The sequence below is a fragment of the Hydrotalea flava genome (genome assembly GCF_001623405.1).
GTDB lineage: Bacteria > Bacteroidota > Bacteroidia > Chitinophagales > Chitinophagaceae > Hydrotalea > Hydrotalea flava.
Genome location: NZ_LUHG01000039.1, coordinates 124,709 through 137,517, shown reverse-complemented (window position 1 = coordinate 137,517; position 12,809 = coordinate 124,709). Strand labels below are relative to the sequence as shown.

General features: G+C 37.2%; 9 protein-coding genes and 1 tRNA gene. 3 read left to right on the top strand and 7 right to left on the bottom strand.

The window, feature by feature from the left end; genetic code table 11:
* Positions 1 to 45: 45 nt before the first annotated feature.
* From A0F92_RS02475 to A0F92_RS02465, 3 genes are read right to left on the bottom strand one after another with little or no spacing between them, the layout of a single operon-like run.
* Positions 46 to 1,686, bottom strand: coding sequence for an OstA-like protein (locus A0F92_RS02475; protein WP_167516757.1), 1,641 nt, complete (start codon positions 1,684 to 1,686; stop codon positions 46 to 48).
* 4 nt (positions 1,687 to 1,690) lie between these two features.
* Entirely contained in the window at positions 1,691 to 2,704 is a 1,014-nt protein-coding gene (locus A0F92_RS02470; RefSeq protein WP_068241315.1) for an MlaD family protein, read from the bottom strand.
* 51 nt (positions 2,705 to 2,755) lie between these two features.
* Positions 2,756 to 3,700 carry an N-acetylmuramoyl-L-alanine amidase family protein gene (locus A0F92_RS02465; RefSeq protein ID WP_068241313.1) on the bottom strand — a complete coding sequence of 315 codons (945 nt, stop codon included), beginning with the start codon at positions 3,698 to 3,700 and terminating at the stop codon, positions 2,756 to 2,758.
* Positions 3,701 to 3,847: 147 nt separating this feature from the next.
* Between A0F92_RS02465 and A0F92_RS02460 the strand changes: the two genes are divergently transcribed.
* A complete protein-coding gene (locus A0F92_RS02460) occupies positions 3,848 to 6,493 on the top strand; it encodes a putative LPS assembly protein LptD (RefSeq protein WP_253810075.1) in 2,646 nt (881 codons plus the stop codon).
* A gap of 5 nt (positions 6,494 to 6,498) precedes the next feature.
* On the opposite strand, the gene A0F92_RS02455 is transcribed toward A0F92_RS02460, so the two are convergent.
* Both A0F92_RS02455 and ung read right to left on the bottom strand, forming a co-directional pair.
* Positions 6,499 to 7,251, bottom strand: coding sequence for a lysophospholipid acyltransferase family protein (locus A0F92_RS02455; protein WP_068241309.1), 753 nt, complete (start codon positions 7,249 to 7,251; stop codon positions 6,499 to 6,501).
* Positions 7,252 to 7,270: 19 nt separating this feature from the next.
* Positions 7,271 to 7,942 carry a uracil-DNA glycosylase gene (gene ung / locus A0F92_RS02450; RefSeq protein ID WP_068241307.1) on the bottom strand — a complete coding sequence of 224 codons (672 nt, stop codon included), beginning with the start codon at positions 7,940 to 7,942 and terminating at the stop codon, positions 7,271 to 7,273.
* A gap of 59 nt (positions 7,943 to 8,001) precedes the next feature.
* On the opposite strand from ung, the gene A0F92_RS02445 reads away from it, so the two are divergent.
* Positions 8,002 to 8,078 (top strand) — tRNA-Arg (locus tag A0F92_RS02445).
* Between the two features lie 90 nt (positions 8,079 to 8,168).
* On the opposite strand, the gene A0F92_RS02440 is transcribed toward A0F92_RS02445, so the two are convergent.
* A complete protein-coding gene (locus A0F92_RS02440; RefSeq protein WP_068241305.1) occupies positions 8,169 to 9,434 on the bottom strand; it encodes an MFS transporter in 1,266 nt (421 codons plus the stop codon).
* Between the two features lie 194 nt (positions 9,435 to 9,628).
* Between A0F92_RS02440 and hutH the strand changes: the two genes are divergently transcribed.
* Positions 9,629 to 11,128: a histidine ammonia-lyase gene (hutH, locus tag A0F92_RS02435; protein ID WP_068241303.1), complete on the top strand. Its 1,500-nt coding sequence runs from the start codon at positions 9,629 to 9,631 to the stop codon at positions 11,126 to 11,128.
* Here the strand turns inward: hutH and A0F92_RS02430 are convergent.
* Entirely contained in the window at positions 11,117 to 12,802 is a 1,686-nt protein-coding gene (locus tag A0F92_RS02430) for a T9SS type B sorting domain-containing protein (RefSeq protein ID WP_253810073.1), read from the bottom strand. The genes hutH and A0F92_RS02430 overlap by 12 nt on opposite strands.
* Positions 12,803 to 12,809 lie beyond the last annotated feature (7 nt).

The following is a 12,809-nucleotide window of genomic DNA, read 5'->3' as shown; positions in this document are numbered from 1 at the left end:
AATAAACAATACAACCGCCTTTCACAGGCGGTTTTTTTAGGCGCTCTATTCTGTGTTGGAAAGAATGGAAAATTTGCTTTTGGGTCTTAGTTTATCCTGCCACTTAAAGCCACGAACCCTGAGAGACGTATGGTCAATCTGATTCATAGGATTCATATCACCTTTTAAATCGTTGATAAATACAACTTTTTGAATTTCACCATTATCAAAATAAGCATCAATAACGCTGCAGGTTGATTTGTTTACTCCAATAAATTTATGGTTATCATCTTCCACATAGTAAACATTATCTGCCGGTGTGCCACGAGTGGTTAAATAATTAATTCTGCCATCTGAAAAAAATGCATGCATGATGTTGCCACGCACTTGGTTATAATAGCCGGTTCCTACTTTACTGATGGTTAAAGCATTTTCAAATACAGTTAATTCTTTTGGTTTTTTATTAGCCAGAAACAAATAAATAGTATCGCCTGTAATTTGATTTTCATTTGACCATACAATGGGTTGGGTAAACAAACGAAAAGCAGAATCATGCAGGGAATAAAATAAACTATCGCCCACTGCCTGCAATGAATCAGAAAATATTTTTACATGGTGGTAGGCTTCAATGTAACGATTGGTACTGCTATCTTTTACTGCTGCAGCACTATCTATCAGTAATCGGTTAGCAGCACCCAATGAATCTCTGATAACCGGTACCGCTCTGGTTTTGGTTAATGTTGAAAGCCTTCCCGATTTTAATGTATCTGCCCCAACATAAATGCTGTCTTTTTCTTGTTTAATGAGTAATATGGGCTGCTCTGTAGCTAAAAACGCATCTTCTTTTTTATTGGTCTTTATATTATTGGCAATAATATCGTACCCCCCTATTGAGTCTTTACTTCTATAAACAGCATTGCCTTGAAATTCGCCCAAACCGGTACTATCATTAAATGCCATGTAATCTGAAGTAAAGGTATAAGTGCTGTCGTCAATAAATGGCCGTTTACCGAAATTGGCAATTTTATGCTTTAAATCGTAATAACCATCACTTACTTTAATGGTTCTGTTGCCATTAATAACTTTGGAGGGTGAAACAAAAGTAGTAATGTTGGTATTAATGTTGTACAAAAGTGTATCGGTATAAATTTTATATTCCGGGTCAGTTAGTACTACATTCTTTTTAAATATTACATCCCGGGTATCGCCATAATAAGTTCCTTCTTTACTGGTTAAAACTGTTTTACCATTCACAACTTTTCCGCCATTGGTATAATTTCCTATTTTAATTTGTGTATCATATTCTAATTCATTGGTGGTTAATACCCCTTTGCCATCGGTCAATTTTACTTTATTTTTTAAAAAAGCTTTTTTTTCTTTTCCCAGATATTTCAGGTATTGCGAATAGGTTTGAACACTGTCGGCATCGTTTATATGTACGTTGCCAAAAGCTTCCAAAATATTTTGCTTTTGGTCTAATACAATGCTATCTGCATAAAATAAAGTTTTACCCTGCTGTACTTCAGCATGACCCACCAGAGCTATAAATTGCCCCAGTGTGTCTTTATTTTGAAAGTTGTATGTATCCGCATGAATAATGGTGATTGTTTTTTTACCGGTGGTATCTGCAGTATTGGTTTGTGCCTGTACCATGCCCATGAAAAACAATAACAGGCATGTAATTATACTTAATTTTAGAAAAGGCATGTGTTTATTTATGCTGTTGTTGAACTGAAGTATCATTTAATGGTGCCATTAACGGTCCCGACTTGTCTTTTCGGCCAAAAACAGAAATGTTTACATATCGTTTAGGATGTGCTCTCAGATCGTCCATTAAAATATTGGCGCTACGAACCGTATTATTCAAATTATTGTACAATTGTTTATCATTCAGCAACAAACCCAATGAACCATTGCCCGAATTGATTTTATTGAGTGTGCCGTTTAAATTGGCAATAGTGGTTTTTAATTCTGTGATAGTACCTTTCATGTCAGCATCAGCTAATTGATGGGTAGCAGCCTCTACATGCGTAAGCGATTGTGTAATTTTTTCATTATTAGCACTAAGGTTTTTGGTAAAGCTGTTTACGTTATTCATAGTTTGCACAATAGCTCCACTTTGCTGGTCCAGCATTTTTTGAATAGCAATTGACGATATAGCTAAACTTGCGGTAGTTTTATTGATATTGGCAATAACTTCTTGCAAATTATGTTTGGTATGCGGATCGAAAATGGTATTGATGTTATTGAGTACACTATCTAAAGCATGTAAAGTAGTGGTTAACTGTGCACTAATGGGATTGATTTTATCGCCTATCTGGCCCAGTAATCCGGGATTAGAGCTGGTTAGTAATGTATCACCGGATTGTAAATAAGTATTGCTGTTGCCCAACTGAATATCAATACTGGGGGCACCTAAAAAACCTTCTTTAATAGAGGCAACCGAGTTGTTAGGAATATTATAACTACTTTTTAGTTTAATGGCAATGATGATACTTTTTAAATCGCGGTCAGCATTTTCAATATCAAAAACACTACCAATTTGATAGCCATTGATATAAACAGGGTTAGATACCATGATGCCTTTTGCATTGGGATATTTGGCATATAAAAAATTGCCAGTTTTAAATACACTATGCCCCTTTAAAAAATTAAAACCCAATATCAGCAAAGTAATGGCAATAGCAGTTAGTGCACCTACTTTTGTTTCGTTCGAAATCTTCATAAACACAAATCTAAGGGTTATTATGGAAGCTTAATATTATGGAAAGTAGTATTATTTTGGGTTTTGTGCAGTGCCATTTACCTGCATTTTATTTTCTAAAGAAAATTTGTAGCGCTTTACGGCTCTGGCAATGGCTTCTGCAATTTCCTGTTGTCCGGTTTGACTGTTTAAATAATCTTCTTCTTCCGGATTGGAAAGAAAGCCGGTTTCTACCAAAATAGCCGGCATGGCTACCGCCTGTAAAACCCAAATACCTTTTCCTCGCTGTTTGGCTTCGCGACTTACTCTGCCCATTTTTGTAAACTCATCTTCTACCGTTAAAGCCAAACTCTGGCTGCGTTCTGCATATTGTTGTGTTTTTAAGGAATACAATACAATTTTTGCAGGATCATTTGGATCAAAATCCTTCATTTCATTGGCCAGTGTATTATCCATGTATAAAGATTCATTTTCTCTCAATGCTTTCTCTTTATCATCGTTTTTATCTACACCCCAGATATAAGTTTCAGTGCCTTTAGCAGGGTTTGGCGTTGTATAAGTTTTATAAGCCTTCACTTTTCTGGTATATTTTTTCCCCTTTCTGTGGTAGGTTTCTGTTTTATAACCAATAAATTCACTATGACGGATAGGATCTCCATAATTGCAGTGGATAGAAATAAACAAATCGCCTTTTGCCTGATTGGCTTTAATAGCTTTCACTTTAACGTTATCATACACATCGGTCGTTCTTGTCATATATACATCAACATCCGGCATTTGTTGATGAATTTCTTTTTCTAATTTCAATGCAACAGCCAATGCAATATCTTTTTCGTGAGAATATTTACCTGAAGCACCAAAATCACTGCCACCGTGCCCGGGATCAATTACAATTCTTTTTAAAACCGGTTTTGGGCCCGGTTGTTGGGCATTTTTTTGAATGGGGTAGGTAAAAGATGCAAAAATTAAAATACACCAAAAACTTATCAATCCAGGTACTGCAATTTTTTTTATCATTCGTTCAAACGTTAAAGGAATTATAGTAATAGAACTATTTAATGTGAAGCACCTATTTTTGCTCCAGTTATTATGAGATTACGCGGTAAAATTAACGTAAAAACCCTTGCGGGAAGTATAGCTTTTGGCATAATACTCCTGATTTCAATGAATTTGAATGCTTTTAACACGCCCCCCAAATTTTTTTTCAATTCATTAACAGCATTTTCTGATACCATTCCAACAATTGATACAACTCAACAATTGGGGGATACGGTGGTTGTACGTGGCAAAAACAACAGTTCACGTATTTCCAAAGATTCCAGTGGTATTGCAAAAACTGACACTCTGCAACTTTCCAAAGACTCTTTAGATGCACCGGTGCATTATGCCGCTGCTGATTCGGGTGTATTGCTCATTCCATCCAAACAATTCATTTTATATGGCAAGGCAGATGCAAAATATAAAGATATAGAATTGCAGGCGGCCATCATTAATTATAACCAGCAATCGCAATTGGTAAGGGCTTATGGATTGAATGATACTTCCACGAATTTAGATACCAAGCCCAAATTAACGCAAGGCGATTCAAAATCGATCAGTGATTCTATTTTATTTAACCTAAAAACCATGAAGGGTCGCACCACCAACAGCTTTTTTAATGAAGGCGAATTGTTTGTGCATGCCGATGTATTAAAAAAAGAAGGGAAAGATATTTTTTATGGTTACAGAGGCCGGTTTACCACTTGTAATTTAGATACGCCGCACTTTGCTTTCAGAACACGCAAGCTGAAAATGATCAGCAATAAAATTGCAGTAAGTGGTCCGGCATCTCCCGAATTTGAAGGTGTGCCTATTCCTATTGGTATTCCGTTTGGTATTTATCCCTTATCAACCGGCAGGCATTCGGGTATTTTACCGCCGCAATTTGTTGTGAGTCAGGATTTTGGGCTTGGGTTAGAAGGATTGGGCTATTATAAAGTTTTAAACGACAATTTTGATGTAACCACCCGGGCAAATTTATATTCGTATGGCGGATTTTTAATTAATGTAAATCCAAAATATTATGTGCGCTATCATTATCAGGGCGCATTGAATGTTACCTTTCAAAGTACCAAGGCATTGAATCAAAATTACCTGACACCCCAAGAGTATAATACATCCAAATCATTCATGATTAACTGGACACATACCCGCGATAACAAAGCCCGTCCGGGTACCACTTTTAGCGCCAATGTAAATTTTGGCAGCACTAAGTTTAACCAGTATTTATTAAACAATCCTTTTCAAAATTTTCAGAATCAGTTAAGCTCTTCCATTAGTTACAGTAAAGATTTTGGCGGAAAATCGAATATCTCCGTTAACTTAAACCATAATCAGAATAGTGTTACAGGTCTTGTAAATTTAAACCTTCCCACCATTAACTATAATGTAAATACGTTTTATCCTTTTCAAAAAAAGGAGAAAGTTGGCGCCCCAAAATGGTGGGAGAGTATTGGTATTGGTTATACCGGCAACTTTACCAACCAGCTTTCTTTTTATGATTCAACTTTTAGTTTTAAGCGCTTGTTAGATACGGCACAGTATGGATTTACACACAATATTCCTATCAGTTTAACTTTACCACAATTGGGGCCCGTTACATTAAGTCCATCTGTATCTTATCAGGAAAGATGGTATGGACAAAAAATATTTCGTAATTGGGATAGTATCAACAACCGGTTAGATACCAGTATGCGAAAAGGTTTTTTTGCTGCCCGGCAAATGACGTATGGCATCAGCGCCAGCACCCGTATTTTTGGAACGTATCAGTTTAAACATTCTAGCGGTATTCAGGCCATTCGGCATGAAATAAGGCCAACTATTGCCTTAAACTATTCGCCAAACATGAATGGCAAATTTTATTATTCCATGAAGGTAGATACGTTTGGCCATGTACTTCGTTTTTCGCAGTTTGATGGAGTGCTGCCCGGTGCATTTCCTGAAGGTGCATTTGGTGGAATTAGTTTTGGAGTAGATAATTTATTGGAGATGAAAGTGAAAAGCAAAACCGATACCAGCAATAACGGCATTAAAAAAATAAAAATATTAGATGGTTTTGGATTTAACTCATCTTACAATTTATTAGCCGATAGTTTTGCATTGGCACCATTTAATATTTATGCCCGAAGTACTTTATTCGATAAAATAAACATTACGGCCAGTGCTATTTTAGACCCTTATCAGGTGGATCAATTTGGTTTTAGGAAAAATGTGTTTACGTGGAGTGGGAATCATCCCACGTTAGGCAGGTTAACGGGTGGCAATATTGCCATTTCCACGCAGTTTAAAAGCAAATCGAAGGATGGAAAAGATTCGAAAAGCCAGATACCTGTTGATCCTTTTATGACTCCGGAAGAGCAGCAAATGCAACTGCAATATGTGCGCAGTAATCCGGCCGAGTATACCGATTTTAATATTCCATGGACACTCTCTTTGTCGTATTCACTCAATTTTTCGAAGCAATTGCAGGTTGATTCTTTAAGCAGGTATCAATTTAACACACTGATTTCCTCGAACGTAAACTTTCAGGGCGATTTTAGTTTAACCACCAAATGGAAAGTAGGCGGCACCGGGTATTTTGATTTTAATGCCGGTAAATTACAACAATTAAGCATGTTTTTAACACGCGAAATGCACTGTTGGCAAATGTCTATCAATGTTACACCCATTGGTTTATGGCGTTCGTTCAGTATTACACTCAATCCTAAATCGGGTATTTTACGCGATTTGCGCATTAACCGTTCCCGAACTTTTTCAAATTACAACCAATAATCAATTTATTTTTTGAAGGGATGTGCTTCATTGGCTGTATAATAATCCTTCATTATTGAAAATACTTTTTCCTTTAATTCCTGAGCAGATAATTCATCTGCCTCAACCGGAGGTAAAAAATGAAGGGCTAATTTATGTGGCCATAAATAAAATTTTTTATGGATAGGCATGGCTTTTTTGGTATTGAAAATAATAGCAGGAATAATCGGCGCTTTGGTTATTTCAGCCAGTTTAAAAGCACCGTCATAAAACTTTTTAAGCGGTTCGTTGGTTCTGTTTCGGGTTCCTTCGGGGAAGATGCACATGTTCATCCCATCTTTTAAAACTTTCTTCATTTCTTCAAAACTGTGTATACGGCTACGCTCACTTTTTCTGTCAACCAGCACTGAACCTTTTTTATAGTACCATCCAAATATGGGAATTTTTGCAAATGAATTTTTTGCAATGGTTTTATTGGGCGATGGGGTATAGGGTGCTGAAAGCGGCACATCTAACAATGCATTGTGGTTGCAGGTAACGATATAGGCTTTGTTTTTTTCAAAATTTTCGTAGCCATATACTTTTAATGGGCAGCCAATTAACGGCAACCAGATATTCATCCAATAGCGGGAAAGATCAATAAAAATTTTTTGTCCGCTTTTGCCGGGAATGGCATAGCATAGCATAGAGGGTATGTAAAAAATTAAAAATGTAACAATGAAGGATACAATTCCCCAAAAAGCCCAGATACGGGCAAAAAAGTTTTTTAAATATTGCATTTTAATGTTGGTTTATCATTTAAAGTTTCCAGTCAATGGGTGTTTTGCCCTGTTTCATTAATATTTCGTTGGTTTTACTAAAATGCCTGCATCCAAAAAAACCGTTATGGGCACTAAGTGGAGAAGGATGAGCCGCTTTTAAAATAAAATGTTTATTAGCATCAATATATTGTTGTTTTTCCTGCGCAAATTTTCCCCAAAGCAAAAAAACAATTCCTTTTTTTTGTTCAGAAATTTTTTTTATGGCAGCATCGGTAAAATTCATCCAGCCAATTTTAGCGTGGCTGGCCGCTTCATTAGCACGCACTGTTAATACGGCATTTAACAATAAAACGCCCTGTTTTGCCCAGGGCGTGAGGTTGCCAGTTAAGGGGATGGGCATACCTAAATCGTTTTGTAATTCTTTAAATATATTTTGTAAAGAGGGTGGTGGGGTAATACCATTGGGAACACTAAAACTTAAGCCCATAGCCTGTTGTGGCCCATGATAGGGGTCCTGCCCGATGATGACAACCTTTACTTCCTGAAATGGGGTAGTATTAAACGCATTAAAAATTAAACTACCGGGTGGGTAAATGGTAGCTCCGGTAGCTTTTTCTGTTTTTAAATGGGCTACAATTTGCAAAAAATAGGGTTTAGTGAACTCTTTTTGTAACTGTTCTTTCCAACTGTTTTCAATTTTTACGTCCATTTTTTGAAATGTGTTTGGATGCAAACTAATTAAAATTTAGTTTTGCGCCCTAATCATTTGGTTCGGTAGCTCAGCTGGATAGAGCAACTGCCTTCTAAGCAGTAGGTCATTGGTTCGAATCCAATCCGAATCACCACATCAAATTTAAAGGCCTCATCCAAACCGATGAGGTTTTTTTGACTGAAACTGAAATTAATTCAGCATTGTACTTTTATAACTCAGTTTTTTATTTAAACGGATTTTTTGGAATATATTTTTCAATGGCAGGGTTCATCACCTTACCCATGCCGGCTTTTTTAAATGCAGGAATAAAAGCAGTAACCGAAATAATTCCTGCAATACCTTCCAGCAACAAAGTAAATGGTGCACTGGTTTTATGCGCTAAATATCCAATTACTAAACTGCCAATGGGCTGAATGCCCAGGAATGCCATTACATAATAGCTGATTACTCTGCCTCGCATCCGTTCTTCAACATGGGTTTGTATATAGGTATTGGTAGATGCAATTAATGCCAGCAGTCCACTTTCGCCCAACATAATAATGGCTAAGGCAATCCATAAATTTTGCATGTATGAAAAAAATATAATGCAAACAGATATTAATACATTAGACCATGTAATAATTTTTAAAAAATCTTTACCGGGTTTTAGAGTGGCTACATAAACAGCACCCATTAATGCTCCTAAACCGGCAATACTATTTAGCCAGCTAAATGTGGTTACGTTACCTTTAAATACCTGTTGTGCATATACCGGAAATAATGTATTGTAGGGCATAACAAAAAAACTGATTAAGGCCATTAATAAAATAGCCGATCGGATGCCTTTGCTATGTTGTAAATACAGATAACCTTCTTTCAAATTTTCCCAGATGGGCTCCTTAATTGTTTTGGCAGGTGGTACTTTTATTTTCATGAATAGTAGCGATACAATTACTGCAATAAAACTTAAAAAATTAATGAAAAAACAAACACCTTCTCCAAAACTACTGAGTAATATGCCTGCAACTGCCGGCCCGGCTAAACGTGCCAATGTAACCATGCTTGAATTTAAAGCAATAGCATTGGGCAAGTCGTCTTTTTTTTCAACCAATACAATCATAAAAGATTGTCGGGCTGGTGTATCGAAAGCATTGATGATACCCAACAATACACTTAATACAATGATGCTATTGACTGTATGGGTACCTGTTATTACCAATGCCGCTAAAATGCCTGCTTGTATCATAGAGGCGATTTGCGTAAATAGTAAAGTTTTATAACGACTATGCCTGTCAACATAACTGCCGGCGTAGGGTGATAGCAGTAAAGTTGGTATTTGTCCTGCAAAGGCTACAATACCCAGCATAAAGGCAGAATATGTTAAAGTATACATTAACCAGCTTACAGCTATCCTTTGCATCCAAGTGCCAATCAGTGATATTGCCTGACCGCCAAAGTATAGTCTGAAATTTCTATACTGCAATGCCCGCATGGAATTAGGTAGCATCATGTAACAGCTTTTGTTCAGAAATAAAAGATGAATGACAGGTAACAAATATACATTACAATAAAACCATGAACGATTAATGTTTTTGTTGAAGCCGTTTTTTCTTTTTTAATTGACAGAACATTTATTGTGTTGATTACACTCAAATACATTTTCAATATTAGTTTGCCTTACATTTACGCAATAAATGCTGCTATATGAAGTTGCCTGTTTTTACTGTAAACACCGAGTGGATTTTACTTTCAGCAATTGCTACTACCATTCATGAGCAGTTTGAACTGCATATTGACAAAGATGCTCAGGAAAAAGTAATCAGATGTCGTAATTATTTAGATGAGAAAATGCAAAATGCGCAGGCTGCATTTTATGGTATTAATACCGGTTTTGGTTATTTGCAAAATGTGCAAATAGATAAAGCAAAAATAGAACAATTACAATATAATTTGTTAATGTCTCATGCCTGCGGAATGGGTGAAGAAGTGCCGGAAGCCATTGTGAAATTAATCTTGTTGCTGAAAATAAAATCGTTGGTGTATGGCCATAGCGGTGTACAATGGGCTACCGTTAAACGCCTGGCTGATATGTATAATGCAGCTGTTTTGCCTGTTGTGTATACCCAGGGTTCTTTGGGAGCATCCGGAGATTTAGCTCCCCTTAGCCATTTAAGTTTGCCTTTAATTGGATTGGGTGAAGTAAAGTATAAAGGCAATAAAATGCCAACAACTAAAGCTTTTGAATTATTGCAGTGGCAGCCGCTTGCTTTGCAAAGTAAAGAGGGTTTGGCTTTAATTAATGGTACTCAGTTTATGAGTGCTTATGGGGTATATTGTATTCATCAATCGTATCATTTGTTGCAATGGGCTAATTTTATTGCATCCATTTCGTTCGATGCGTTTCATTGTACAACTGAACCTTTGCAGTCACTGATTCATCAAATCAGAGCGCATAGCGGACAGGTTGCATGCGCTGAAACATTGCGAAAATATTTACAGGATAGCCCTATTGCACTTCAAAAAAAACATCAGGTACAGGATCCTTATTCGTTTAGGTGCATACCCCAGGTGCATGGTGCGACTGCCGATACATTGCATTTTGTACAGGAAACTTTTACACGTGAAATTAATTCGGTAACGGATAATCCAAATATTTTTCCTGATGAGGATGCTATTTTAAGCGGAGGGAATTTTCACGGACAGCCATTGGCGTTGGGATTAGACTTCTTGGCCATAGCCATGAGTGAGTTAGCGAATATTAGTGAACGTAGAACATATCAGTTAATTAGTGGGCAACGGGGCTTGCCTTTGTTTTTGGTTAAAGATGCGGGATTAAACAGTGGTTTTATGATTCCCCAATACACTGCTGCCGGAATTGTTAGTGAAAATAAGCAATTGTGTACCCCTGCCAGTATAGATAGTATTTCTTCATCCAACAATCAGGAAGATCATGTAAGCATGGGAGCCAATGCAGCAACCAAATGTTACCGTGTAATTCAAAATGTAGAAAAAATATTGGCTATAGAATTGTTAACTGCAGTGCAGGCATTAACTTTCAGACTTCCCGAAACCAGTTCACCTATCATTGAAAAAGTAGTATCCGATTTTAGAAAAGTAGTTCCTTTTAATGAAAAAGACAGAGTACTGCATAACGATATGATGGCCGCTACTCATTTCTTGGAAACCTATCATTTACCTGATTAAAACAGTGGTGCCCTTTAAAGCAAACTTTTCTCCGGTTTGGCTATCGGTATAATTCAATGTCCAGATATAAGTACCGCTTGGTTGTGCTAAACCATTCACAGTGCCATCCCATTTTTGTGTCCAGTCGGTTGTTTGAAAAATAATTTGCCCAAAACGGTTGTATACTGCAAAGCGCAGATTAATGGCCTTGTATGCGTTTAACGGATATAAATAATCATTTAAGCCATCACCATTTGGAGTAAAGGCCGATGGTACGGCTATATAACAATTTGAAACTGCTTTAAGCAGTTTGGTATAGGTGCTGGTGCAACCTGCCGTGTCAGTAACGATTAATTGAACCGGATAATTGGTGGTTCGGTTCGTGTTGGGGTAATTTTGTATAGGTGGCGTTTGTAATCCACTTGTTTGTCCGTTGCCAAAATCCCAATACCATTTTGTAATCAACCCCACACTTGAATCTGTAAAGTTTACGGCATCATTGGGGCAAATATAATCGGGTGCTATAAAAAATGCTTTTGGCGGATAATTATCCAATACAATGGTTTTAAAAATACTGTCTGCACAAACGCTGTTAGATGCCACCAATTTAATTTGCTTTTGCCCCAGACTCGGATAAATAATTGCCGGATTTGCATCGGTACTGGTCGTTACATTATCAAAAGTCCATAACCAATCTGTAGCATTTTGCGCCTGTAAAGTATATTGAACGGTATCTGAGTGGCAACCATAATGAATGGCATAAGCAAAATCGGCTTTTACCAATTGTTGCGAAGTAATGGTAAAAGAAGATTGAGTACCCAACGGTACCGCATTGAAGCAGTTATCTAACAGCGTATTTCCATCAGAACCCATCAATTGTTGAATACTGTAAATATTAGGAGAAAGCGGTGAATTTAACTGAACAATAATGGAATCTGTATCAAAGCCATTATTACAACCAACACCTAAGGCAGATTGTACAGTGGCAGCCGGAGAAAGTGTAAAATCACTGCCATCGGCAGCAATAGAAGTACATTGAACCGTTTTATTTAATTTAATATACACTTCTTTGCCACCACAAATACCTGAAGCTTTTATATAAGTAGGAATGTTTGGATCTGTAATACTGGCTGTACCACCAGAAAATGATAAACTATATCCGCTTTGGCTGTCAGTATAATGGCTTACCAATAACAAATAGATATGCCCTGCAATAATATTGGGTGGTTTACTAAAGGGCGAAACTCCGCCTTGTGCGTAGGTGGTGGGCGAAGCACATTGATTGGCTGCTGATGCGGTATCGGAAGTGCCTGTTAAACCGCCAACACCCGACCAGTTGCAGGCTACAAAAAGCGAAGCATCGGTAAATACAGTATTGGGGTCAACACCTGTAATATCAAATATTTGCCAGTCATAATCATCACTTAATGTATTGGGTGTAATTAAAAAGCCCAGTGTGCCCGACTGATAACAGGTAAATTTATACCAATAAGGGTTTTTATTGGTGGCTATAAATGCATTATTACAAGGTGGTACGGGTATGGGTGTATTGCCGCAAATACCAACAGAGCCTTGTGTAAATGTTTTAACTCCACAAACCGGGAAAGCGCTGGCAGGGGTTTGCCCTTTTAAGGAACAAACACCGCTTTGTGCATCAATAGTAGTTTGCTGCAGGAAAAACAAAACAAAAAGCAAAAAAATA